At 71.6% G+C, this 22,269-nt stretch carries 23 protein-coding genes and 1 riboswitch; of the genes, 9 read left to right on the top strand and 14 right to left on the bottom strand.

Features of this window, described 5'->3' with window-relative positions; all coding sequences use genetic code 11:
- Positions 1–54 precede the first annotated feature (54 nt).
- Positions 55–972, top strand: a complete 918-nt coding sequence (locus ACWC2B_RS00330; RefSeq protein WP_450714186.1) for a Gfo/Idh/MocA family protein — start codon at positions 55–57, stop codon at positions 970–972.
- A 26-nt stretch (positions 973–998) separates the two neighbouring features.
- Here ACWC2B_RS00330 and ACWC2B_RS00325 read toward each other — a convergent pair whose 3' ends face one another.
- Positions 999–1,358 carry an arsenate reductase family protein gene (locus ACWC2B_RS00325; RefSeq protein WP_450714185.1) on the bottom strand — a complete coding sequence of 120 codons (360 nt, stop codon included), beginning with the start codon at positions 1,356–1,358 and terminating at the stop codon, positions 999–1,001.
- Between the two features lie 118 nt (positions 1,359–1,476).
- On the opposite strand from ACWC2B_RS00325, the gene ACWC2B_RS00320 reads away from it, so the two are divergent.
- Entirely contained in the window at positions 1,477–1,758 is a 282-nt protein-coding gene (locus tag ACWC2B_RS00320; protein ID WP_399491830.1) for a hypothetical protein, read from the top strand.
- 112 nt (positions 1,759–1,870) lie between these two features.
- On the opposite strand, the gene ACWC2B_RS00315 is transcribed toward ACWC2B_RS00320, so the two are convergent.
- Positions 1,871–2,224, bottom strand: a complete 354-nt coding sequence (locus tag ACWC2B_RS00315; RefSeq protein ID WP_450714184.1) for an ArsR/SmtB family transcription factor — start codon at positions 2,222–2,224, stop codon at positions 1,871–1,873.
- Between the two features lie 91 nt (positions 2,225–2,315).
- Positions 2,316–2,513, top strand: a riboswitch (cobalamin riboswitch).
- Between the two features lie 29 nt (positions 2,514–2,542).
- Here ACWC2B_RS00315 and ACWC2B_RS00310 point away from each other — a divergent pair.
- Entirely contained in the window at positions 2,543–3,655 is a 1,113-nt protein-coding gene (locus ACWC2B_RS00310; RefSeq protein ID WP_450714183.1) for a HoxN/HupN/NixA family nickel/cobalt transporter, read from the top strand.
- Between the two features lie 32 nt (positions 3,656–3,687).
- Here the strand turns inward: ACWC2B_RS00310 and ACWC2B_RS00305 are convergent, their stop codons facing one another.
- Both ACWC2B_RS00305 and glnA read right to left on the bottom strand, forming a co-directional pair.
- Positions 3,688–5,577, bottom strand: a complete 1,890-nt coding sequence (locus tag ACWC2B_RS00305) for an ABC transporter ATP-binding protein (RefSeq protein WP_450714182.1) — start codon at positions 5,575–5,577, stop codon at positions 3,688–3,690.
- A 163-nt stretch (positions 5,578–5,740) separates the two neighbouring features.
- The gene (gene glnA / locus ACWC2B_RS00300; RefSeq protein ID WP_450714181.1) at positions 5,741–7,150 is read right to left on the bottom strand and encodes a type I glutamate--ammonia ligase; all 1,410 of its coding nucleotides are present in this window, start codon (positions 7,148–7,150) and stop codon (positions 5,741–5,743) included.
- Positions 7,151–7,360: 210 nt separating this feature from the next.
- On the opposite strand from glnA, the gene ACWC2B_RS00295 reads away from it, so the two are divergent.
- The gene (locus ACWC2B_RS00295) at positions 7,361–7,828 is read left to right on the top strand and encodes an RDD family protein (RefSeq protein WP_450714180.1); all 468 of its coding nucleotides are present in this window, start codon (positions 7,361–7,363) and stop codon (positions 7,826–7,828) included.
- Between the two features lie 104 nt (positions 7,829–7,932).
- Here the strand turns inward: ACWC2B_RS00295 and ACWC2B_RS00290 are convergent, their stop codons facing one another.
- The 4 genes from ACWC2B_RS00290 to lipB all read right to left on the bottom strand — a co-directional run bounded on the left by ACWC2B_RS00290 (position 7,933) and on the right by lipB (position 11,058).
- Complete coding sequence (locus ACWC2B_RS00290; RefSeq protein ID WP_053723983.1) at positions 7,933–8,640, bottom strand: DUF4191 domain-containing protein; 708 nt, start codon at positions 8,638–8,640, stop codon at positions 7,933–7,935.
- A 19-nt stretch (positions 8,641–8,659) separates the two neighbouring features.
- Entirely contained in the window at positions 8,660–8,872 is a 213-nt protein-coding gene (locus ACWC2B_RS00285) for an SCO2195 family GlnR-regulated protein (protein ID WP_053723984.1), read from the bottom strand.
- Positions 8,873–9,147: 275 nt separating this feature from the next.
- Positions 9,148–10,104, bottom strand: a complete 957-nt coding sequence (gene lipA, locus ACWC2B_RS00280) for a lipoyl synthase (protein ID WP_450714179.1) — start codon at positions 10,102–10,104, stop codon at positions 9,148–9,150.
- Between the two features lie 156 nt (positions 10,105–10,260).
- The gene (gene lipB / locus ACWC2B_RS00275) at positions 10,261–11,058 is read right to left on the bottom strand and encodes a lipoyl(octanoyl) transferase LipB (RefSeq protein WP_450714178.1); all 798 of its coding nucleotides are present in this window, start codon (positions 11,056–11,058) and stop codon (positions 10,261–10,263) included.
- A gap of 244 nt (positions 11,059–11,302) precedes the next feature.
- Between lipB and ACWC2B_RS00270 the strand changes: the two genes are divergently transcribed.
- Complete coding sequence (locus ACWC2B_RS00270) at positions 11,303–12,751, top strand: regulator (protein WP_450714177.1); 1,449 nt, start codon at positions 11,303–11,305, stop codon at positions 12,749–12,751.
- A gap of 9 nt (positions 12,752–12,760) precedes the next feature.
- On the opposite strand, the gene ACWC2B_RS00265 is transcribed toward ACWC2B_RS00270, so the two are convergent.
- On the bottom strand, positions 12,761–14,077 hold the full coding sequence (locus ACWC2B_RS00265) for an NAD(P)/FAD-dependent oxidoreductase (protein WP_450714176.1): 1,317 nt from the start codon (positions 14,075–14,077) through the stop codon (positions 12,761–12,763).
- A gap of 421 nt (positions 14,078–14,498) precedes the next feature.
- The gene (locus ACWC2B_RS00260; RefSeq protein ID WP_450714175.1) at positions 14,499–15,398 is read right to left on the bottom strand and encodes a TIGR01777 family oxidoreductase; all 900 of its coding nucleotides are present in this window, start codon (positions 15,396–15,398) and stop codon (positions 14,499–14,501) included.
- A 36-nt stretch (positions 15,399–15,434) separates the two neighbouring features.
- Here ACWC2B_RS00260 and ACWC2B_RS00255 point away from each other — a divergent pair, with 36 nt between their 5' ends.
- Complete coding sequence (locus tag ACWC2B_RS00255; protein WP_450714174.1) at positions 15,435–15,962, top strand: N-acetyltransferase family protein; 528 nt, start codon at positions 15,435–15,437, stop codon at positions 15,960–15,962.
- A 106-nt stretch (positions 15,963–16,068) separates the two neighbouring features.
- On the top strand, positions 16,069–17,286 hold the full coding sequence (locus ACWC2B_RS00250; protein ID WP_450714526.1) for an amidohydrolase: 1,218 nt from the start codon (positions 16,069–16,071) through the stop codon (positions 17,284–17,286).
- Between the two features lie 87 nt (positions 17,287–17,373).
- On the opposite strand, the gene ACWC2B_RS00245 is transcribed toward ACWC2B_RS00250, so the two are convergent.
- On the bottom strand, positions 17,374–18,036 hold the full coding sequence (locus tag ACWC2B_RS00245; RefSeq protein ID WP_450714173.1) for a TetR/AcrR family transcriptional regulator: 663 nt from the start codon (positions 18,034–18,036) through the stop codon (positions 17,374–17,376).
- 133 nt (positions 18,037–18,169) lie between these two features.
- Between ACWC2B_RS00245 and ACWC2B_RS00240 the strand changes: the two genes are divergently transcribed.
- On the top strand, positions 18,170–18,973 hold the full coding sequence (locus ACWC2B_RS00240) for an SDR family NAD(P)-dependent oxidoreductase (protein WP_450714172.1): 804 nt from the start codon (positions 18,170–18,172) through the stop codon (positions 18,971–18,973).
- An 82-nt stretch (positions 18,974–19,055) separates the two neighbouring features.
- On the opposite strand, the gene ACWC2B_RS00235 is transcribed toward ACWC2B_RS00240, so the two are convergent.
- Together ACWC2B_RS00235 and ACWC2B_RS00230 are read right to left on the bottom strand one after the other, a co-directional pair.
- A complete protein-coding gene (locus ACWC2B_RS00235; protein ID WP_450714525.1) occupies positions 19,056–19,577 on the bottom strand; it encodes a DUF4240 domain-containing protein in 522 nt (173 codons plus the stop codon).
- A gap of 224 nt (positions 19,578–19,801) precedes the next feature.
- Positions 19,802–20,671 carry a winged helix-turn-helix domain-containing protein gene (locus tag ACWC2B_RS00230; protein WP_450714171.1) on the bottom strand — a complete coding sequence of 290 codons (870 nt, stop codon included), beginning with the start codon at positions 20,669–20,671 and terminating at the stop codon, positions 19,802–19,804.
- A 259-nt stretch (positions 20,672–20,930) separates the two neighbouring features.
- Here ACWC2B_RS00230 and ACWC2B_RS00225 point away from each other — a divergent pair, with 259 nt between their 5' ends.
- A complete protein-coding gene (locus ACWC2B_RS00225; RefSeq protein WP_450714170.1) occupies positions 20,931–21,167 on the top strand; it encodes a hypothetical protein in 237 nt (78 codons plus the stop codon).
- 127 nt (positions 21,168–21,294) lie between these two features.
- On the opposite strand, the gene ACWC2B_RS00220 is transcribed toward ACWC2B_RS00225, so the two are convergent.
- Positions 21,295–22,209: a FadR/GntR family transcriptional regulator gene (locus ACWC2B_RS00220; RefSeq protein ID WP_450714169.1), complete on the bottom strand. Its 915-nt coding sequence runs from the start codon at positions 22,207–22,209 to the stop codon at positions 21,295–21,297.
- Positions 22,210–22,269: the final 60 nt, after the last annotated feature.

Here is a 22,269-nt window from a genome sequence, read left to right as displayed (position 1 = left end):
GGGGTGGGCCGTCCGCCTTGAGCCCGTGTGCGCCGTTCCGGGCAGACTGGCCCCATGAACCGGACCGGCAGCACCACCATCCGTATCGGCCTCCTCGGCACCGGCCCCTGGGCCGCGGCCACCCACGCTCCCGCGCTCGCCACGCACCCCGGCGTCGACTTCGTGGGCGTGTGGGGGCGCCGGCCCGAGGCCGCGGCCGTCCTCGCGGGGGAGCACGGGGTCGCGGTGTACGAGGACGCCGACGCGCTGTTCGCGGACTGCGACGCCCTCGCCTTCGCGCTGCCGCCGGACGTCCAGGCGCCGCTCGCGATAAGGGCGGCGGAGGCGGGCTGCCACCTGCTCCTGGACAAGCCGGTCGCGACGAGTGTGGCCGTCGCCCGCGAGTTGGCCGAGGCGGCCGAGCGCGCCCGGGTCGCCTCCGTCGTCTTCTTCACGCTGCGCTTCGCGAAGGAGACCGCGGCGTGGGTGGCCCAACAGGCCGCCGTGGACGGCTGGTTCAGCGGACGCGCCCAGTGGTACGGGTCGCTGTTCACCCCGGGCGCCGAGCGCGGCCCGTACGCCGCCTCGCCCTGGCGGGGTGAGAAGGGCGCGCTCTGGGACGTCGGCCCGCACGCACTCGCCGTACTGACCGGGGTGCTCGGCGAGGTGACCGCGCTGACGGCCGCGGCGGGCCCCGGCGACACCGCCCACCTGATCCTGCGGCACGCCTCGGGCGCCTCCAGCACCGCAGACCTGAGCTTCACCGCACCGCCGGCGGCCGCGGGCGTCGAGGTCTCGGTGCTGGGCGAGGCGGGGCGGGCGGTCATGCCGGGCTGGGGCGGCGCCCTGGACGCGTTCGCGGGGGCGATCGACGCCCTGCTGGACGCGGCCCGCACGGGGGTGCCGCACCCTTGCGACGTACGGTTCGGGGCGCGGGTGACGGAGCTGCTGGCGGACGCGGAGGAGCAGCTCGACCGGGGTGACAGGGGTTAGGGCGACCGGGGTTGGCGCGAGCGGGGTCAGCGGGACAGTGCGTCCCGAACCGCCTCGTCGGTCCGGGCGACCAGCGCCGTCCCGTCCTCCGCCGTGATGATCGGCCGCTGGATCAGCTTGGGGTGCTCGGCGAGCGCGGAAACCCACCGGTCGCGGGAGTCGGCGTCACGAGGCCAGTCCTTGAGGCCCAGCTCCTTCGCGGCGGTCTCCTGCGTGCGCGTGATGTCCCAGGGTTCGAGACCGAGCCGGTCGAGCACGGTCCGGATCTCGTCGGGCGAGGGCACGTCTTCGAGGTAGCGGCGCACCGTGTACTCGGCGCCCTCCGCGTCCAGCAGGTCGATCGCGCTGCGGCACTTCGAACAGGCCGGGTTGATCCAGATCTCCATGGCCGCCAGGGTACCCGCGATCCACCCCCAAAGCCCGGCTGGCCAGGGCCGATTGTCAGTGCCCCCCAGTAAAATTGAGGCAGTAAGTGAGGGTTCCCGACTGCCCAGGAGGATGCCCATGACCGCTGCCGTACTCACCTCGCACGCCCCGAAACAGTTGTCCCTCCAGCCCCTTCACAAGGTGCCGCTGCCCGCCGGGCGTCCGCGCGTGTGGTACGAGTCCCACAACCGGCGTCTGAAGGCCATGCGCCTGGCCATCGCCCTGCTCGACACGGGGGTGTACCGGCCGGAGCAGGCGCCCGACCGGAAGATACGCACCGTGGCCGCGCTCATCGGAGTGCACCCGCCGTCGGAGACGACCTGCCGGATGGTGCGCGCGCTGATCTACGACGGGCGCTGAGCCCCGCACCACGGCCCGGGTCACGCCTTCGGGAGGCCGCAGGCGTGACCCCGGTCGGCGCCAGGGTGTCCGGCGAATCCTGGCCGGAGCCCCAACTCCGTACGTCCGCCCCCTACTCCGCCCCGTACTCGTCGAGGAGGCGGGCGGTCGCCTCGTCGACCACCCGGTAGCGCACGACCCGGCCCTCCTTCTCACCCGCGACCGCCCCGGCCGCCCGCAGCAGCCGCAGGGCCTGCGAGACGGCCGGGTCCCGCATGCCCGTCGCCACCGCCAGATCGGAGACGGCGAGGGGGCCCGCCCGGTGCAGGGCGAGCAGCAGCGAAAGCCGGTTGGGGTCGGCGAGCAGCGAGAACCGGTCGGCCCAGGCCCGCACCCGGCCCGGGTCGCCGATCGCCGCGATGGCGTCGCAGACCCGGTGGCCGTCGATGGTGCGGTGGCCTGCGCGTTCGGCGGGGACGAGATGCATGCCGGACATCCTCGCAGGGCCACGCCCCGAGGCCCCGTGTGATCTTCGATACCTGCACAGGTGTGCAGCTGGGCAGGCAACTCCGCGGCGTCTAGGGTGGCCTGGCCGTGGTGTTCGGGAAGACCGGTGCGAAACCGGAGCGGCCCTCGCCACTGTGATCGGGTTCCCCGGGTTCCGGGGAGTCGCAGTCCCCTCGCGACGCCACTGGCCAGGATCCACCTGCCCGGGAAGGCCGGGACCAAGGCACCCACCCGTCAGCCAGGAGACCGGCCGCGGCATCTCACGAAGTGATCCACGAGGTGCTGGAGCGTGACCCGCATGACCCTGCCCGTTCGCACGTCCCCCGAGACGGGCGCCCCCGCCGCGCCGTCCTTCCACTGGCGGCGCGAGGACACCGTCCGCACCGCCGTCCTGCTCGCGGTGATAGCCGCCCTCCACGTCGTCGCCTTCGGCGTGCTGTTCCTCCTGGTGGCCCCCGAGCACTACGCGGTCGGCACCAAGACGTACGGCATAGGCCTCGGCATCACCGCGTACACCCTCGGCATGCGGCACGCCTTCGACGCCGACCACATCGCGGCCATCGACAACACCACCCGCAAGCTGATGGCCGACGGCAAGCGGCCCGTGTCCGTCGGCTTCTGGTTCGCGCTCGGCCACTCCAGCGTGGTCGTGGTCCTCACGGCGCTGGTGGCGGGCGGCGCCCAGCTCGCGGGCACCCTGATGAACGAGGAATCCACCACCCACCAGGTGATGGGCGTGGTAGGAACCACGGCTTCCGGCTCCTTCCTCTACCTCATCGCGGCGCTCAACCTGGTGGCCCTGTTCGGCATCCTGAAGGTGTTCCGGGCGATGCGCGCGGGTGCGTACGACGAGAAGGAGCTCGAAGCGCACCTGGACTCGCGGGGCTTCATGAACCGCATCCTGGGCCGCTTCACCAGGTCGATATCCCGGCCCGGCCAGATGTTCCCGCTCGGCTTCCTCTTCGGCCTCGGCTTCGACACCGCGACCGAGGTCACCCTGATGGTGATGGCCGGCACGGGCGCCGCCGCCGGACTGCCCTGGTACGCGATCCTGTGCCTGCCGCTGCTGTTCGCGGCCGGGATGAGCCTCTTCGACACGCTGGACGGCACGTTCATGAACTTCGCCTACCAGTGGGCGTTCTCGAACCCGGTCCGCAAGGTCTACTACAACCTCACCATCACCGGCCTGTCCATCGCGGTGGCCTTCTTCATCGGCACCATAGAACTCGTCGGCGTCCTGCACGAAAAGCTCGACCTCACCGACCCGGTCAGCGGCTGGATCGCGGACCTGAACCTGGACAACGTCGGCTTCGTGATCGTCGGCCTGTTCGTGGTGGTGTGGGCGGCGGCGCTGGCGTACTGGCGCCTCGGCAAGGTCGAGCAGAAGTGGGCGGCGGGCCCGGGCGCCTGAGGGGCCGGCCTTTTGCCCGGGCCCTGGTGCGTTTACGCACCCTCACGCGGCCCCGGCACTCCCCGGTCGTTCTGCAGCGTCCACAACTCCCTGAACAGGCCGTCGGCGGCGACGAGTTGGGCGAAGGTGCCCTCCTGGATGACCCGGCCCCGGTCGAGGACGACGATGCGGTCCGCGACGGCGACGTTCGCGAGCCGGTGGGTCACCAGAACCACCGCCCGGTCGCGGGCGACCGCCCGGAGCCCCATGAAGATGCGGTGCTCGGCGCGGGCGTCGAGCGCGCTCGTCGGCTCGTCCATCACGAGCAGCCCGGCCGGACGGTGGAAGGCCCGCGCGATCGCGATCCGCTGCCACTGCCCGCCGGACAGCTCCACACCCCCGAACCACTCCCGCGCGAGCAGAGTGTCGAGCCCGCTGCGCAGCCCGTCGACGACCTCCGCCGCGCCGGAGTGGGCGGCGGCCCGTCGTACCGACTCGTCGCCCCCGTGGGGCTGCCCCAGCGTGATGTTGTCGCGCGCGGACATGGGCCAGTGCGCGAAGTCCTGCGGCACGACCGCGGTCTGCCGCCACAGGGCCAGCGGGTCGCACCGCTCCACCGCGACCCCGTCCCAGGTCACCGCCCCTTCGCTGGGCAGATAGAGCCCGGTGAGGAGCTTGCTGAGGGTGGTCTTGCCGGACCCGTTCTCGCCGACGAGCGCGAGCACCTCGCCCTTGCGCACCTCGACCGTCACCTTCTCCAGGGCGGGCCGCTCGCTGCCGGGATAGCGGTACGTCAGCGACTCGGCCCGTACGACGTCCGGCGCGGGCGGCGCCAGCGTGCCGCGCGCCATCCGGTGCCCGCCGGCTTCCTCGATGAACTCCGCCCAGTCGTCGAGGTAGAGCCCGGTCCGGAACAGCCGCGTCCCGTATCCGACGACACCGTGCAGCGAGGTGGCGACCGTGCGCAGCGCGAACACGGCGGTGCCCGCCGACGCCACCGACATCCGCCCCGACCCGAGCAGCCAGGCCAGCGCGCCCCACACCAGGCCCGCCGCGAGCCCGCCCGCCAGGGCGCCGATCACCGAGTAACGGGCGCCCTGGTGCACGGCCTTGTCGGTCGCCGCGTCCACCCGCTTGCCGATCGACCGGTACCGGTCGAGCAGGAACTCCGCCATGGTGCAGGACCGCAGCTGGTCGGCGGTGTCCTTGTCGATCACGAACCACCGCAGCAGACTCAGCGTGCGCCGCTCGGCGCTCATCGCCCGCGACGCCTCGTAGTGCACCCGCGCGGCCTTCACCCCGGCGATGCCCTGCGGCAGCGCGGCGAGCAGGAGCAGGGGGAGCAGCGCGGGATGCAGCACGGTCACGACCCCGGCCGCCGCGACCAGCGAGGCCACGCACGCCATGAGGTCCTGCGAATCGGTGAGGAGCTGCTGGGCGACCTCGGCACCCCGGTCGGCCGCCTCGCGCTTGTCGTTGAACCCGGGCTGGTCGTACGCCGACAACTCGGCCTGTACGGCGGCCCCGAGCATCTGCATCTCGGCCTCGCGGGAGATCCGCGGCGAAAGCCGGCCGGAGATGTTCACCACCACGATCCCGAGCAGCGCCCGCAGCCCGGCCGCTCCGGCGAGCACCGCGATCGACGGCAGCGCATCGCGCAGCCGGTGCGCGATGTCGCCGCTCGCGATCAGCGCGGTGATCGTACGCGTCGTGGCGAGCAGCCCGAACGCCTCGAAGAACCCCGAGAGCGCCTGACAGCAGAGCAGCACGAGCACGGCCCGCCGATCCACCCGCCAGGCCAGCGCCAACGCCTTCCGCACGAGCTGAGGCAGCCGCCGCGCCATGGTCCGCGTGGTCACAGGCCGCCGCTGCACGGCCTCCAACGAGCTTGACCGGTACCGCAGTTGCTCATCGACGGGCTGCTCGCCCAACACCTCCGCCATGCCGCCCCCTAGCTAGGAATCCGCCTACCTTCCCGCACAAATCCCCCGACGGGACCGCCGCGTAAGGTGATCCACCCGATAGGGGGGAGCAAGCACGAAACACGGCGAGCCCCGCCGCCCGGGTGGGGCGGCGGGGCTCGGGGTGTCGCTGAGCCGCGGGGGCTTAGATGTCGAAGTACAGCTCGAACTCGTGCGGGTGCGGGCGGAGCTGGATCGGGGCGATTTCTGCCGTGCGCTTGTAGTCGATCCAGGTCTCGATCAGGTCGGAGGTGAAGACACCGCCGGCCTGCAGGTACTCGTTGTCCGACTCCAGGGCCTCCAGGACGGCCGGCAGCGAGGTCGGGACCTGCTGGACGTTGGCGTGCTCCTCGGGAGCCAGCTCGTAGAGGTCCTTGTCGATCGGCTCGGCCGGCTCGATCTTGTTCTTGATGCCGTCCAGGCCCGCGAGGAGCAGAGCGGAGAACGCGAGGTACGGGTTCGAGGACGGGTCCGGGGCGCGGAACTCGACGCGCTTGGCCTTCGGGTTGGAGCCCGTGATCGGGATGCGCATCGCGGCGGAGCGGTTGCGCTGCGAGTACACCATGTTGACCGGCGCCTCGAAGCCCGGGACCAGGCGGTGGTACGAGTTCACCGTCGGGTTCGTGAAGGCGAGGAGGGACGGGGCGTGCTTCAGGATGCCGCCGATGTAGTAGCGGGCGGTGTCCGAGAGGCCCGCGTAGCCCTGCTCGTCGTAGAACAGCGGGTCGCCGCCGGCCCACAGGGACTGGTGGACGTGCATGCCCGAGCCGTTGTCGCCGAAGATCGGCTTCGGCATGAAGGTCGCGGTCTTGCCGTTGCGCCAGGCGACGTTCTTCACGATGTACTTGAAGAGCATCAGGTCGTCGGCCGCGGCGAGCAGCGTGTTGAACTTGTAGTTGATCTCGGCCTGGCCGGCGGTGCCGACCTCGTGGTGCTGGCGCTCGACCTGGAGGCCGGAGTTCTCCAGCTCCAGGGAGATCTCGGCACGCAGGTCGGCGAAGTGGTCGACCGGCGGGGCCGGGAAGTAACCGCCCTTGTAACGGACCTTGTAGCCGCGGTTGTTCTCCGTCGACCCGGTGTTCCAGGCGCCTGCCTCGGAGTCGATGTGGTAGAAGCTCTCGTTCGCCGACGTCTGGAAGCGGACGTTGTCGAAGACGTAGAACTCGGCCTCGGGGCCGAAGTAGGCGGTGTCCGCGATGCCGGTGGAGGCGAGGTAGGCCTCGGCCTTCTTGGCGATGTTGCGCGGGTCGCGGCTGTACTGCTCGCCCGTGATCGGGTCGTGGATGAAGAAGTTGATGTTCAGCGTCTTGTCCCGGCGGAACGGGTCCAGACGCGCCGTCGACAGGTCCGCGCGCAGCGCCATGTCGGACTCGTGGATGGCCTGGAAGCCGCGGATCGACGAGCCGTCGAAGGCGAGCTCCTCGGCCGGGTCGAACGCCTTCGCAGGGATCGTGAAGTGCTGCATCACGCCCGGCAGGTCGCAGAACCGGACGTCGACGAACTTCACGTCGTTGTCCGCGATGAACTTCTTCGCGTCGTCGGCGTTCTGGAACATCCAACTCCTCCTACTCCCACCCGGGGAGGGGCGGGGTTGCAGCTCGGTCGTGCGGCCAGTGCGGTGGCACACGCTGGACCCGACCATAGGCAGGCGGGATTTCTCAAGCGTGACCCGTTTGTTTCGCCCAAGTTAACCGGCCTGGTAGCGACGCTGCCAAGACTGACCCGGGCCGAAGTGATCGAAAACGGGCGCAGTACCGTTGGATCCGTGGACAACAGGCAAGCAATCGGATCGTGGCTCTCGGGGCCCCGCGCGGCCGCCGAGGAGATGGGCGTCGACTTCGGCTACCGGGGCGAGCGGCTCGGTCTGCCCAAGGACGGGCCCGGCTCGGTGGCTCCCCTCGGCCGGCGCTTCGGCGCCATCTTCATCGACTGGGGCCTGTGCGCCCTGATCGCGTACCAGCTGATCGCCCGCGGCAACCCGCACAGCGCGGGCAACTGGGCGCTCCTGGTGTTCCTGGTGCTCGGCGTGCTGACGGTCGGGACCGTCGGATTCACCCCCGGAAAGCGCCTGCTCGGCCTGCGCGTGGTGGCGGAGGAGGGCGGTCGGCTCGGCATCGTCCGGGTCACCGTCCGCACCGTACTGCTGTGCCTGGCGATCCCCGCCCTGATCTGGGACCGCGACGGCCGGGGCCTGCACGACCGCCTGGCCCGCGCGGTCCAGGTCAGGATCTAGAAGGCCCGAGAGGAACACCCAAGACGTCAGAAGGCGGCCCGGACCGAGTGGTCCGGGCCGCCTTCTGTGCGTACGAGGTGTCTCGTGTGCGTACGAGGTGAGGGTCAGCGCATCTTTCCGCCGCGCGGCATCCGCATGCCCTTGGGCATCGGACCCTTCGGCAGCGGCATGTTGCTCATCAGGTCGCCCATGGCGCGCAGCCGGTCGTTGGCCGCGGTCACCTGCGGGCCGGACAGCACGCGGGGGAACTTCAGGAGCGTGGTGCGCACCTTCTTCAGCGGCACCTGGCCCTCGCCGTCACCGACGATCACGTCGTGGACCGGTACGTCCACCACGATGCGGGCCATCTTCTTCTTCTCGGCGGCCAGCAGGGACTTCACCCGGTTCGGGTTGCCCTCGGCCACCAGCACGACGCCGGCCCGGCCGACGGCCCGGTGGACGACGTCCTGGCTGCGGTTCATCGCCACGGCCGGGGTGGTGGTCCAGCCGCGCCCGATGTTCTGCAGCACGGCGGCCGCCGCACCCGGCTGGCCCTCCATCTGACCGAACGCGGCCCGCTCGGCACGCCGCCCGAAGACGATCGCCATCGCGAGCACGGCCACCAGGAGGCCCAGAATGCCCAGGTAGACCGGGTGCCCCAGCAGGAAACCGATCGCGAGGAAGACGCCGAGGACGACGATTCCCACGCCGGCGATGACAAGTCCGATCTTGGAATCGGCCTTACGGGTCATCTTGTAGGTCAGGGCGATCTGCTTCAGTCGCCCCGCATTCGCATCGTTCGCAGCGCTCTCTGCGGTTGCCTTCCTCGCCATACAGGGAAGTTTACGTGGCCTAGGAGCGGCGGGTGGCCACGGCCTCCAGTACGTGCTGGGCCTCGACGCGGTCCTTGGCCCGGCGCCGGTCCTCCAGGACCGCGGTCCAGGCGTTGCGGCGGGCGGTGCGCTGGCCGGAGCCCATGATCAGCGACTCCATGGCGCGCAGCGCGCCGGTGACGGACGGAAGCGTGGTGGCTCGCACGGTCTGCGGAGCGGTAGCGGCCTGCATCGTCGAGGTCCCCCCTCGGGACGGGAAGTCAGAAACGGGCGATGGGTGTGGGGGCATGCGCGGTGCGTAAAGCCAGGGTCACTGATTGGTGTTACCAGGGCGTGTCCGAGCGGTCAAACGCCAATGAAACATTGATGCGGGCCGGGAAAACGTTGACGCGGCCCGTACGCATGCCCCGACCTGCGGGGAAGGTACGAGCCGCGTCGAATCGGCCATTACTGATCAGTAGCCGCTTGTGAGCGGGTTCACGCAGTGCCTGTCGTATGCGACCGGGCTCACGCGGTGGTGGCGGCGCTCCGGGCTTCCATCGCCTGCTGGTAGAGGCGGCCCGCACGGTAGGAGGAACGGACCAGCGGACCCGACATCACACCGGAGAAGCCGATCTCGTCGGCCTCCTCCTTCAGCTCCACGAACTCCTGCGGCTTCACCCAGCGCTCGACGGGGTGGTGGCGCACGGAGGGGCGCAGGTACTGGGTGATCGTGATGAGTTCGCAACCCGCGTCGTGCAGGTGCTGCAGCGCCTCGCTGATCTCCTCGCGGGTCTCGCCCATGCCGAGGATCAGGTTGGACTTGGTGATCAGGCCGTAGTCGCGGGCCTTGGTGATCACTTCCAGGGAGCGCTCGTAGCGGAAGCCGGGGCGGATCCGCTTGAAGATCCGCGGCACGGTCTCGACGTTGTGCGCGAAGACCTCGGGGCGGGAGGAGAAGACCTCTTCAAGCTGCTCGGGGACCGCGTTGAAGTCGGGTGCCAGGAGCTCGACCTTGGTCCGGCCCTCGGCGCGGTCCGCGGTCTGCGCGTGGATCTGGCGCACCGTCTCCGCGTACAGCCAGGCACCGCCGTCCGCGAGGTCGTCGCGGGCGACGCCGGTGATGGTGGCGTAGTTCAGGTCCATCGTGACGACCGACTCGCCGACGCGGCGGGGCTCGTCACGGTCCAGGGCCTCGGGCTTGCCCGTGTCGATCTGGCAGAAGTCGCAGCGCCGGGTGCACTGGTCGCCGCCGATGAGGAAGGTCGCCTCGCGGTCCTCCCAGCACTCGAAGATGTTCGGACAGCCCGCCTCCTGGCAGACCGTGTGCAACCCCTCGCTCTTCACCAGCTTCTGCAGCTGGTTGTACTCGGGGCCCATCTTCGCCCGGGTCTTGATCCACTCGGGCTTGCGCTCGATGGGGGTCTGGCTGTTCCGGACCTCCAGGCGCAGCATCTTGCGTCCGTCGGGTGCGACTGCGGACACGTCCGGCTCCCTGTGACTTCGATTCTTCGGCGAACCCTAGGGTACGCCCGTTGTTTGCTCGGGTGAGGTGCGGCTCCCGCCGGGGGTAACCCCTGAGGGGTTCCGTTGCATTCCCTTGGCCGGGGGACCCAGGGGGCGGCGCCCCCGGCGATGCGCTCAGGCGGAGGCGGTCTCGATGACCCGCGGAGCGAGTTCCGCGTTCTCCAGGATGTCCCGCAGGTGTTTTTCGGCCACCGGCAGGACCTCCGCGATGGTCACCTCGCGGCCCAGCTCGTACGAGAGCGAGGTCACACCGGCGTCGCGGATCCCGCACGGGACGATCCGGTCGAACCAGGTGTTGTCCGGGTTCACGTTCAGCGAGAAGCCGTGCATCGTGACGCCCTTGGCGACGCGGATGCCGATGGCCGCCAGCTTGCGGTCCTCGCGGCGCTGGCCGGCGTTGGAGGGTGCGTACTCGGGGCCGTTCAGGCGGGCGTCGAACTCGTCGTCGTTCAGGCGCGGGTCGAAGTCGAGGGACAGGCCGCCGAGCTTGGGGCGCTGCTCGACCGGGTCGCCGAGCACCCAGACACCGCTGCGGCCCTCGACCCGGGTGGTCGCCAGGCCGAAGTCGGCGGCGGTACGGATCAGGGCCTCTTCGAGGCGGCGTACGTGCGCCACGACGTCCACCGGGCGGGGCAGCTTCTGGATCGGGTAGCCGACGAGCTGGCCCGGGCCGTGCCAGGTGATCTTGCCGCCGCGGTCGACGTCGATGACCGGGGTGCCGTCCAGGGGGCGCTCGCTGTCCTCGGTGCGGCGGCCCGCCGTGTAGACCGGCGGGTGCTCAAGGAGCAGGCAGGTGTCCGGAACCTCGTCGGCGAACCGGGCCGCGTGCACCCGGCGCTGCTCGTCCCAGGCCTCCTGGTACTCGACCGCGTCCTCGCCGAATCCCAGCCGGACAAATCGCAGCTCGTTCACGCCAGCTCCCCTGTCGAACTTCTCGGATTCCATGCGGATGCAATGCGGTGCGCGCCCGCATTCACTGTACGACCGTGTTCGACGGCCTCCGCACGCCCCCCGGACCCGGGAAGAAACGGCACGTCACCACACGATCGGATGAATGCGGGGCGAAGGTGGCGGCACCGGCCGTATTGACCGCTAAATTCTCGCCGTTCCATGAGGGCTGCAAGATTGGCCCGGAAGGCAGGAGAACGCAGAGCTGATGACGGAACGACCCTCGCAGCGCACCCCCAACCGCCAGCTCGCCGCACTGATCGCAGAAGCCGGGTTCTCCAATGCCGGGCTCGCCCGCCGCGTTGACCAGCTCGGTCTTGAGCACGGCCTGGATCTGCGCTACGACAAGACCTCGGTGACGCGGTGGCTGCGCGGCCAGCAACCGCGCGGCACCACGCCCGCGCTGATCGCCGAGGTGTTCACCCGGCGGCTCGGACGCCGGCTCTCCGCACAGGACCTCGGCCTCGACGCCTGTGCGCCCGTGTACGCGGGCCTGGAGTTCGCGGCGACCCCCGAGGAGGCCGTCGACATCGTCGGCGGGCTCTGGCGCAAGGACTCGGGCAGCCATGCCGAACTCCGCAAGATCGCGTTCACCCCGGCGGGCCTGGTGGTCCCCAGCAGAGACTGGCTGATCGGGCGGGCGGACGACCGGGTGAGCCGCGGCGAGCCGAACCCGCAGGGCAACGTGACCCGCATCCCGGTCCAGGGCCGCCCCTCCGTACCCCGCCAGCGGACCACCGACCGCGGCCCCGGCCAGCGGGTGACCAGCGGCGACATCGCGGCGCTCCGCTCGGTCGGCGAACTGTTCCGCACCCTGGACCACGCCTACGGCGGCGGGCACGCCCGGCAGGCCCTTGTGCGCTATCTGGAGCACGAGGCCGAGCCCATGCTGCGCGGTACGTACGGCGAGAACGTGGGGCGCCGGCTCTTCGCGGCCGCGGCGGACCTGACCAGACTGGCCGGCTGGACCTCGTACGACATCGCCGCGCACGGGCTCGCCCAGCGGTACTTCGTGCAGGCGCTGCGGCTGTCGCAGGCGGCGGGAGACCGGGCGTACGGCTCGTACGTGCTGGTCACCATGAGCCGGCAGGCCGTCTATCTGGGGCACGGCCGCGAGGCGGTGCAGCTGGCCCGGGTCGCCCAGCAGGGCGTCGGTTCTGCGGCGCCGCCCGTCGTGCAGTCGCTCCTGAACGCGGTCGAGGCGCGCGGGCACGGCGTGCTCGGCGAGGTGCGGGCCTGCACCGCCTCGCTCGTACGGGCCGAGCGGGCCCTGGAGAGCGCGCGGCCGGGCGACGACGTGCCGCACTGGGCGCGCTTCTTCGACGAGGCACAGCTCGCCGACGAGTTCGGCCACTGCCACCGTGACCTGCAGCAGTACCGCGCGTCCGCCCAGCATGCCGAGCGCTCGCTGCAACTGCGCGCGCCCGGCTACGCCCGGTCCCGGCTGTTCTGCCGGGTCGTGCTCGCCACGGCCCGGCTCGGCCTCGGCGAACTCGACCAGGCGTGCGCGCTGGGCGCGGAGGCGGCCCAGCAGGCAGGCGAGATGCGCTCGGCGCGCGCGGTGGAGTACGTACGCGACTTCGAGCGCCGCCTGGAGCCATACCGGGACGCCGCCGCGGTGCGCAACTACCGGGACCGGGTGGCCGCGCTGGGGTGAGGGCGGGCGTCAGGCCGCCTTGCGGATCACCTCCGGGGCGGCGTGCCAGGACTGGACGCCCAGGTCGGCGAGGATCGCCTGGGCGGCGCGGCGGCCCGAGTACAGGGCGCCCTGGACGGTGCTGGTGTCGCGGTGGTCGCCGCACACGTACAGGCCGGCCAATAGCCGGACCGGGCGGCGCAGATCGTGCGGGGCGGGCATCGACGGCACGGCCTGCGGGGTGTGGTGCACGGCGAGCAGCTCCCAGCCGTCCGTGGACGTGGCGTACAGCCGCGCCAGCTGGCGGCGCACCGTGCGCTCCAGGTCGTCGGGCGGGGTGCCGAGCACGGTCGAGGTGATCAGCGCCCGGCCGCGCGGCGCCCGGCTCGGGTCGACCTCGCTCATCACCGAGCTGTACGCCACCGGGCCGCTGCGGTCCGCGTCCAGGAGCAGCGCGGGGTCGGCCAGCGGGGAGTGCGGGGCGGCGTGGTGCAGCACGGTGAGCGGGTGGAACGCGGGGACCCTGAGGCCCGGCAGCAGCTCGGCGGCGGCCGGGGCGTCGGTGGCCAGGAGCAGGGAGCGGCAGCCGAGCACGCCGTGGTCGGCGGTGGTGACCGAGGTCGTGGCGACGGCCGTCACCTTCACATCGGTACGCACCGTGCCGGGCGGCAGGGCCGCGGCGAGCAGCTCCGGCAGGGTGGCCGCGCCGCCCGCCGGAACGCACAGCCGGCCGCGCGCGAAGCCGCGCAGCGCCAGGTCCGCGCAGCGGCTCGACGTCGTCAGGTCCGGGTCGCAGAGCAGCGCGGAAAGCAGCGGGCGTACGAAGCCGTCCAGGGTGCGGGCGGGCAGACCCCGGCTCAACAGGGCCTGGCCTATGGGGAGTTCGGGCCGGGCGGTGATCCGCTCGATCGGGGTCGCGGCCAGTTTGGCGAGCGCCTTGCCGAGCCGGGCCTGATCGAGCGCGCCCCCGAGCGGGGTGACGGTGCCGCGGGGGGCGCTCGCGCGGGCGCGCGCCGCAGCGAGTGCGCCCCTCGCGCTCCCTGTGGCGCCGGCCCGGTAGTGCCGGCCCTCGCTGTGTACGAGGACGCCGGGCGAGAACGGGCGCAGCGGCAGGTCCTCCAGGCCCGGGGTGCGGGTCAGTTCCGGGTACGAGGTCGAGAGCAGCTGCCCGATCCGGTCGAGACGGAAGCCGTCGACCGCGCTGGTCGACATGCGGCCGCCCACGCAGGGGGCTGCCTCCAGGACGCTGACCGTGACTCCCGCGCCGGTCAGCTGATGAGCCGCTGACAGGCCCGCGAGCCCGGCCCCCACGATGAGTACGTCCGCATGGTGTGCGGTGCTGAGCACGTGGCCCTCCCCGGGGTAGGCGCGGTAGGTGGAGGCCTCATGCCCCCAACTGGCCCACGAAATGCGGCAGTTCGAGGAGAGAGTAGGTACGTTCCGGGCGGGCGGGCCCATGCGCGCGGGGGTGGGCGTCGAAGCATGGCGGGCGCACGGGGGCCCGTCCGGGGGTGGGCGGGGGAGGGGGCTGCCTACCCACCCGCCCGTTGCTCAGCGCTGGACGAGCTGAGCCCCCGGGGCTGCGCCCCAGACCCGCTGGGGGGCCTGGGTGTGCATGTACCCGCGGACCGTGGCTGGCTGGTCGCGCAGTTCCCCGCGCCCCTGGCAGGGTTGATCCTGGCCGGCACCGGCATCTTCGGCCCGGCGTTTGAGGACGAGCGCTGTTCAGGCGCGAACGGGGTCTGGGGCGGAGCCCCAGAGCAACCCCCTATCCCGCCGCCGCCCCGATCGCCCCCTCCACGCTGGGGAACGCGAACTTGAACCCCGCCGACAGCAGCTTTCCCGGGAGGACCCGTTGGCTGGACAGGGCGTCCGATGCCGCCTCGCCCACCGCGAGCCGCATCGCCGCCGCCGGGACGGGGAGGAGGGCCGGGCGGTGCAGGGCCCGGGACATCGCCGCCGTCACCTCCCGGTTCGTCACCGGCTCCGGTGCCGTGAGGTTCACCGGGCCGGACAGGGTCTCCGTATCCACCAGGAACCGCAGGGCCGCCACCTCGTCGTGCAGCGAGATGAACGACCAGTACTGGCGCCCGCTCCCGAGCCGGCCCCCCAGCCCCGCCCGGAACAGCGGGAACAGCTTCGCCCAGGCCCCGCCCTCGCGGGCCACCACCAGGCCCGTACGCGCGAACACCGTCCGGATGCCCGCCTCCTGAGCCGGCGCCGCCGCCTCCTCCCACTCCACGCACACCGAGGCGAGGAATCCGTCGCCGGGCGGCGCGGACTCGTCCACCGGGCGCCCGCCCGTGTCGCCGTAGTAGCCGATCGCCGAGCCGCTCACCAGCACCCGGGGCGGGGTGTCGAGCGAGGCGAGGGCCTCCGCGATCGCCGCGGTGCCGAGCACCCTGCTGTCCCGGATCTCCTTCTTGTACGCGGCCGTCCAGCGGTGGTCGGCCACCCCCGCCCCGGCCAGATGCACCATCGCCTCGCATCCCGCCAGGCCCGCCGCGTCCACGTACTGGCGCGCCGGATCCCACTCGACCTCGTCCGGCGACTCGGCCTCGCGCCGTACGAGACGTAGCACCTCATGCCCGTCCGCCCGCAGCGAGCGCACCAGCTCCGCACCGATCAGTCCTGTCGAACCCGTCACCGCGATCTTCATGGAGTCCATCCTCGCGCTCCACGGCCCGCATGGCACAGTGGCGGCATGCCCGAGTCGTACACCCAGCCCGGTACTTCTCCGTCCCTGTTCATACGCGCCGCCCAGCGTTCCGACGGCGAGTCGTTGGGCGCGCTCACCCGGGACGCCTGGTCCCCGCTGCACTCCGTGCAGCCGCGTCCGACACCGCCGTACGAGCCCTTCTTCGACGAGCGGCACGAGCCCTCGCAGTACCTCGTCGCCGAGACGGACGGCCGTGTCGTCGGGTTCGTCCGGCTGGTTCCGGCCACCTCGCTCGCCTGCAACCGTCACGTCCGGCAGATCCAGGGGCTCGAAGTCGCCGAAGCCGCGCGCGGCCGGGGCGTCGCACGAGCCCTGCTGCGCGCCGCCTACGACGCTTCCCGCAGCCAGGGCGCCACCCGCATCACCCTGCGCGTCCTCGGCCACAACACCCCGGCCCGCGCCCTGTACGAGGCGGAGGGCTTCGCCGTCGAAGGCCTACTGCCCGGCGAGTTCCTCCTCGAAGGCGAGTACGTGGACGACGTCCTCATGGGGCGTTCCCTGATCGACAGCTGACGACCGACGATCGACGACTGAACCTCCGAAAGCAGGCCCCGTGTCGCACTCCCGCCCCTTGACCAATGCCGCCAATGCCGCCAAGGCTGCCGCCGACGCCGCCGGTATCGCCCTGCGCGGGCTCGACGCCATCCGTGCCGACCTCGCCGACCTCTACCGCGACCTGCACGCGCACCCCGAGCTGTCCTTCGCCGAGCACCGCACCGCCGCCGAAGTGGCCCGCAGGGCAAGGGAGTTCGGGTGCGAGGTGACCGCCGGGGTCGGGCGCACCGGGGTCGTCGCCGTCCTGGAGAACGGACCGGGGCCCACCGTGCTGCTCCGGGCCGACTTCGACGCGCTGCCGGTGACCGAGCGGACCGGGCTCGCCCACGCGTCCACCGTCGAGGGCGTCATGCACGCCTGCGGGCACGACATGCATGCGACCTGCCTGCTCGGCGCGCTCAAGCTGCTCGCCGACTCCCGCTCGCTGTGGAGCGGCACGGTCCTCGGCGTCTTCCAGCCCGCGGAGGAGATCGGGCAGGGCGCGCGGGCCATGCTCGACGACGGGCTCTACGAGCGGTTCGGGACGCCCGACATCGTGCTCGGCCAGCACGTGGGGCCGTTCCCGGCCGGGCTGGTCGGCGCGCACGCGGGGCCCGCCTTCGCCGCCACCGACGCGCTCAACGTCGTCATGTACGGCAAGGGGGCGCACGGTTCGCGGCCCGAGACGTCCGTCGACCCGGTGGTGATGGCCGCCTCGACCGTGCTGCGGCTCCAGACGATCGTCTCGCGCGAGATCCCGGGCGGCGAGACGGCCGTCGTCACCGTCGGCGCGCTGAACGCCGGGACCAAGGACAACATCATCCCGGACCGGGCCGAGCTGAAGATCAATATCCGTACGTACAAGGAGAACGTGCGCGCCAAGGTGCTGGCCTCCGTCGAGCGGATCGTGCGGGGTGAGGCCGCCGTCGCCGGGGCCGAGCGCGAGCCCGACATCACGGGGCTCGACTCCTTCCCGGTGCTCGTCAACGACGCCGACGCGGTCGCGCGGACGATGGCCGCCGTCGGCGCGGTCATCGGCGACGAAAGGGTGCTCGACCCGGGTCCCGTGACGGGCAGCGAGGACGTCGGCCTGTTCGGTACGGAAGCCCAAGTCCCGGTCTGCTATTGGCTGTTGGGGGGAGCGGACGCCGAGGCGTTCGGCGCCGCGTTCGCCGCGGGCACCCTCGACAAGGACATCCCCTCCAACCACTCGCCCCTCTTCGCCCCCCTGGTCGAGCCCACCCTGACCACCGGCGTCACGGCCCTGACGGCCGCGGCGCTGGCCTGGCTCGACGGACGCTGAAGACGCATGGGCGAATGCTGAAGAGGCCTCGCCGAACATCGAAGGGCCTCGCGAACACTGAAGGGCCTCGACGGACACTGAAGGGGCTCAGCGGCCCAACAGGCGCATTCCGCCCGTGAGTTCGCGCAGGCAGCGCACCGCGAGCTCGGCGGGGGAGCCCGGGCCCGTGGCCGGGGCGTCGGTGGCGGACCACGCCTCAAGGGCCACCCGGATCGCGTCGGTGGCCGCTGCCGCCGCGAGCCGTACCTCCAGGGCGTCTGCCCCCGGCCCCGCGAGGCGGGCGAGCACGGGCAGCAGGCGCTCCTCGGATTCCTGGTTCACCCGGTACCAGACCGCCCGCAGCGCCGCGTCGTGCTCGGCCGCGCGCAGCAGCCCCCGGGTCCACCTGAACTGCTCGGCGGCGTGTGCGTCCGGGACCGCGAGGGCCTCCCGGACGGCGACCTCCAGGGTCTTCGCCAGGGGGCCGGGCTCGGCCGCTTCGAGCAGGGCCCGCCAGCGTTCGGCGCCGCCCGAGAGCAGCGGGCCGACCGCGTCCTGCTTGGAGCGGAAGTAGCGGTAGAAGGTGCGCAGCGCGACCCCGGCGTGCCGGGCGATGGCCTCGGCGGTGGTGCCGTCGGGTCCGTGCTCGGCGAAGAGCGCGGCCGCGGCGCGGGCGATGTCGAGCTGGGTCGCGGCCTTGCGGCGCTCGGTGAGCGAGGTCTTGTGCGGGGGAACGGGCTGCGGTGCGGGCTGCGGTACGGGCGGGGTCACTTCGCAAGCGTACGCCCGGAGGCTCCGTATCTGCATGGATTGACTCCATGGCAAAACGTGCCACCAAGGCGTACGGTGGCTGTATTCATGGGCTCCGTCCTGTCGAATCCGCCTGAAGAAAGCTGGAACCGCGATGAGCGTGAACACCGTCACCGACCGCTACGAAGGGCGCCGCGCGCTGGTCACCGGCGGCGGCTCCGGCATCGGGCAGGCCACCGTGCTGCGGCTGCTCGCCGAGGGCGGCCACGTCGTCGCCGCGGACGTCAGCGAGGCGGGTCTGAAGGACACCGCCGAGAAGGCGGGCGCCGCCATCGGCCGGCTCACCACCCTCGTCGTCGACATAGCCGACGAGGACTCGGTACGCGAGGGCGTCGCCGCCGCGGTCTCCGCGCTCGGCGGCCTGGACGTGCTGGTCAACGCGGCCGGCATCCTGCGCTCCTCGCACACCCACGAGACGAGCCTGGCCGACTTCAACAAGGTCGTCGCGGTCAACCTGACCGGCACCTTCCTGATGATCCGCGAGGCGATCCCGGCGCTGCTCGAAGGCAACGGGGCGGCCGTCGTCAACTTCAGCTCGACCTCGGCGATGTTCGCCCACCCCTACATGGCGGCGTACGCGGCCAGCAAGGGTGGCATCCAGTCGATGACGCACGCGCTGGCCGCCGAGTACGCCAAGCAGGGCATCCGGTTCACCGCCGTGCAGCCCGGCTCGATCTCCTCCGGCATGACCGACGGAACCGGCGCCTCCAGGGCGAGCGTGGGCCCCGGCCTGCCCGCCGACGCCGACATGTCGCTCTTCATGAAGCTCGCCCCGGCCATCGGCCAGGGCTTCGCGGGCCCGGAGACGGTCGCCTCGGTGGTCGCGATGCTGGCCAGCGACGACGGCCGCTTCATCACCGGCACCGAGATCCGCATCGACGGCGGCACGCACTTCTGACCGGCTGACCGGCTGACCGGCGACCCGCTGACCGGCGACCCGCTGACCGGCGATCCGCCTGATCCGCTGACCGGCGCCCCGCTCAGCCGGTGCCGAACCGCTCCCACAGGCGGGGGAAGCGCGCCGCCAGCGCCGACTCGTCCTCGAAGTCCAGCGGGGTGCCGGCCGGCTCCTCGGACTGGGCCGGGATGCCGAGGTCGGGCGCCACGACGCCGGTGAGCTGCTCGTACGCCTCGTCCGCCGCGTAGCCGAGTTCCTCGCCGTCGCCGTCGACCTCCTCGTCGAACTCGCCGAGGAGCTCGGCCAGCGCGTCGGGGTCGTGCAGCGCGCCCTCGAAGACCTCGCGGCCCTGGCCGATGAGCCAGCAGCGGAAGTAGTCGAAGGCGTCGTCGCTGGCTCCGTCGAGCAGCACGGCCGCGGCTCCCCACAGGTCCCAGCGGTAGGCGCGGTTGTAGCGCGCCTCGAAGTGCCGGGCGAAGTCGAGCACGGAGTCGGGGTCGAGCTGCAGCAGCCGCTCCACGAGCAGGTCGGCCTGTTCCTCGGGGTCGCCGTCGGCGGCCTCGCGGGTACGGTCGACGATCTCCCAGAACTCCGTCTCGTCCATCACGGAACCAGCATCGTGGGTAGGGGGAGGCGGCGCACGCGGAGCGGCGCTTTTCGTCCGGTTGCCGCCGCCGGCTCACCCCTGGCACATCTGTCGCCATTCGCCGGCGGCTCGCTCGCGCCTTGTTCGTTGTCTGTTCGCCACTCGTCGGGAGAGAGCCCGCGCTCCTTGTCGGGGGAGAGCCCGCTGCTTGTCGGAGGCTGCTTGTCGAGCGGCGGTGCGCGCTACTCGTCGAGGGGCAGCGCGGTGGCGACCATCTCCCAGCGCGAGTCGAACCAGGCCTGCACCTGCTGGAACTCCTCGCGATCGAGGGCCCGCGCCCCGTTTCCTTCCAGGGCGGCCGGGAACAGGGTGTCGCTGTGCAGTTCGAGCACCTCTATGGACTCCGCGTCGACGAGGATGTGCGTTCTGCGCAGGAAGTAGTAGCCGGTCAGCATCTGGCTGCCGTTGATGAGGTAGCGCTTCTCGCCGGGCACCGTCGGCAGGCTCCGGATCTCCACGGACACCGAGCCGACCTTGCCCTCCTCGGCCAGCTGGGTGAGCGAGTGGTGCAGCGCCTCCGTGTACATCCGGATGACCCGGCGCAGCCGCCGCAGCGGGCGCAGGTCCAACGGGTCGTCGAGGTGGCGCGGGTAGGGGTGGTGGGTGTCCAGATCCGGCACCAGGACCCGTACCCGGATCGACTGCGGGGCCGTCCGGTCGCCGATCCGGATGAGTTCGGCCTGCTGCTGCACGGCCCGGGAGAGTTCCTCGGTGTGCAGCGACCAGACGTCGAGCGAGACATGGGGCGCCTCGAAGGCGCGGGATACGTAATAGGTCAATGGCCGCCCGATGGCAGCCTGGCGGGCCACCCTGGCGCCCCGGCCGGGCACACCGTCCTCCAGGAGCCCCTCGGCGCGCAGCACCTGGAGCGCCTTCTGTACGGTGCCGCGTCCGCAGCGGAAACGGCGCATGAGCTGCTGCTGGGTGGGCAGCAACGCGCCGGGCGACAGGGCACCGTTCTGGATGTCCCCGCGCAGTGCGTCGGCGACCGACCGGTAGCGGGGGGTCTCCCCGGCGTCGTCCCGGTCGGCCCCTGTGGTGTGGGTCGTCACTCGGCGAGGCTACAACTCGCGGGCAGGACAGGACAGATGGCTGCAACGACCGGTCAACTCCCCTGATTGACCGGTTGGTTGAGTGAGATGGTCGCTCAACTGCCCAATGGCATGACTGTGTTGCCCAATATGCAGCGAGCTGACCATAGATGGCCGTCATTCAGGCCGGGTAGGAGGGAGGGAACACAATCGTCTGCCAATGAAGGCACCGGGCTCAGTACTCGCGGTCTGCGGCGGCGACAACCGGAGGAGGTGTTCCATGGGACTGGAGACACGCGTGCAAATCGTCCTCGAACTGCTGTCGAACGTAGGTGTGGTGTCCCTGCTCGGCCCGTCGGGCCTGCTGGTGCTTGCCCTGGGCGTACTGCTCGCGAAGGGCGGCGGCGCCGGTGGAGCCGTCCGCCGGGAGCCGGGGCCGGTTCCGGCCGGGCCGCGCACGAACCTGGTGTGCGTGGCGGCCGTGGTCGTGGTGCTCCTGCTGATCGCCACGCTCTGAGAAACGCGGCAGTCCGACCGTTCGCGCTCTGAAACGCGGCAGCCCGGTCGCCCGCGCTCTGAACGGGGCGGTCCGATCGCCGGCTTCCGGATGAGGCCGACCTGAGGTGGCCCGCTCCGGATCCGGCTCAGTTCGGGTCCATGGGGCGGGCGATGGTGTTCCACAGCGAGTCGAACCACTGCTGGGTCTGCTCGACATAGCTGCGGGTGACCTGGTCGTCGTCCACCGCGGCGTGCCGGAAGAGCATGCCTTCCACGCCGAGCATGTCGTAGATCTCGATGGGGTTCCGGTCGAGATCCACGGTGCGCTCGGTCACCTGGTAGTGCCCGGCCAGGACCTCGCTGCCGTTGAGGATGTACACCTTCTGCGTCGGGGTGATCGACACCTTGCGGGCCTCGACCGTCACGTCCGGCACCAGGTCGCGGACCTTGAGCATGCGCAGGGAGTGCCGCAGTGAGCCGTAGATGTGGTTGCTGGTGATCCGCAGCCGCTCGCGCGGCCGGTCGTTCTGCAGGTCGCCGATCACCTGGGGCAGGGCGAGCGGTGCCTCGGCGTCGGGCAGCAGGATGCGCACCGCCACCCGGCGCGGGCCCGAGCCCTCGGCCTGCACGGTGACCAGCGGGCCCGCGAGCGCGGATGCCAGCGTCTCGCCATTGAGGCAGTACGCGTCGATGGTCACCTCCTCCTGGCGGAAGCACTGCGCCACCCGCTCGCCCAGGAAGATCCCCGCAGGCCTCGGCGACTGGCGGCGCGCACCGGGAACCTCGCGCCGGTTGTTCGCGGGCGCATGGATGATCGCGGGGCGGGCCACCGTCGGCGGAGTGCCCTGCTGGGCCCGCCTGATCAGGCCTTCCCGCTCAAGGAGTTCGACGGCACCGCGGACCGCGCCGCGCGGCACGGCGAACCGCTCACTGAGCTGCGCCTGGGTCGGGATGCGTTCACCGACCCGCAGCTCACCGCCGGAGATGAGCGCACGTAGGCCGTCCGCGACCACATCCCGCGGACGACGCTGTCCATCGGTCGAAGCGCTGCTACCAGGCACGCGGCAAGCCTACAACTTCCTGCCAATGACGGCGAGTTGTCCGCCGGAAACCGTCAGTAT

The organism is Streptomyces sp. NPDC001415, from assembly GCF_053597395.1.
This window is presented reverse-complemented; position numbering and strand designations above follow the sequence as displayed.

Coding starts and splice junctions, on each gene's coding strand:
- ACWC2B_RS00330 (WP_450714186.1), top strand. CDS start 55: ATGAACCGGACCGGCAGCACCACCATCCGTATCGGCCTCCTCGGCACC.
- ACWC2B_RS00325 (WP_450714185.1), bottom strand. CDS start 1,358: ATGGAGATCTGGATCAACCCGGCCTGTTCGAAGTGCCGCAGCGCGATC.
- ACWC2B_RS00320 (WP_399491830.1), top strand. CDS start 1,477: ATGACCGCTGCCGTACTCACCTCGCACGCCCCGAAACAGTTGTCCCTC.
- ACWC2B_RS00315 (WP_450714184.1), bottom strand. CDS start 2,224: ATGCATCTCGTCCCCGCCGAACGCGCAGGCCACCGCACCATCGACGGC.
- ACWC2B_RS00310 (WP_450714183.1), top strand. CDS start 2,543: ATGACCCTGCCCGTTCGCACGTCCCCCGAGACGGGCGCCCCCGCCGCG.
- ACWC2B_RS00305 (WP_450714182.1), bottom strand. CDS start 5,577: ATGGCGGAGGTGTTGGGCGAGCAGCCCGTCGATGAGCAACTGCGGTAC.
- glnA (WP_450714181.1), bottom strand. CDS start 7,150: ATGTTCCAGAACGCCGACGACGCGAAGAAGTTCATCGCGGACAACGAC.
- ACWC2B_RS00290 (WP_053723983.1), bottom strand. CDS start 8,640: ATGGCGAGGAAGGCAACCGCAGAGAGCGCTGCGAACGATGCGAATGCG.
- ACWC2B_RS00285 (WP_053723984.1), bottom strand. CDS start 8,872: ATGCAGGCCGCTACCGCTCCGCAGACCGTGCGAGCCACCACGCTTCCG.
- ACWC2B_RS00270 (WP_450714177.1), top strand. CDS start 11,303: ATGACGGAACGACCCTCGCAGCGCACCCCCAACCGCCAGCTCGCCGCA.
- ACWC2B_RS00260 (WP_450714175.1), bottom strand. CDS start 15,398: ATGGACTCCATGAAGATCGCGGTGACGGGTTCGACAGGACTGATCGGT.
- ACWC2B_RS00255 (WP_450714174.1), top strand. CDS start 15,435: ATGCCCGAGTCGTACACCCAGCCCGGTACTTCTCCGTCCCTGTTCATA.
- ACWC2B_RS00240 (WP_450714172.1), top strand. CDS start 18,170: ATGAGCGTGAACACCGTCACCGACCGCTACGAAGGGCGCCGCGCGCTG.
- ACWC2B_RS00235 (WP_450714525.1), bottom strand. CDS start 19,577: ATGGACGAGACGGAGTTCTGGGAGATCGTCGACCGTACCCGCGAGGCC.
- ACWC2B_RS00225 (WP_450714170.1), top strand. CDS start 20,931: ATGGGACTGGAGACACGCGTGCAAATCGTCCTCGAACTGCTGTCGAAC.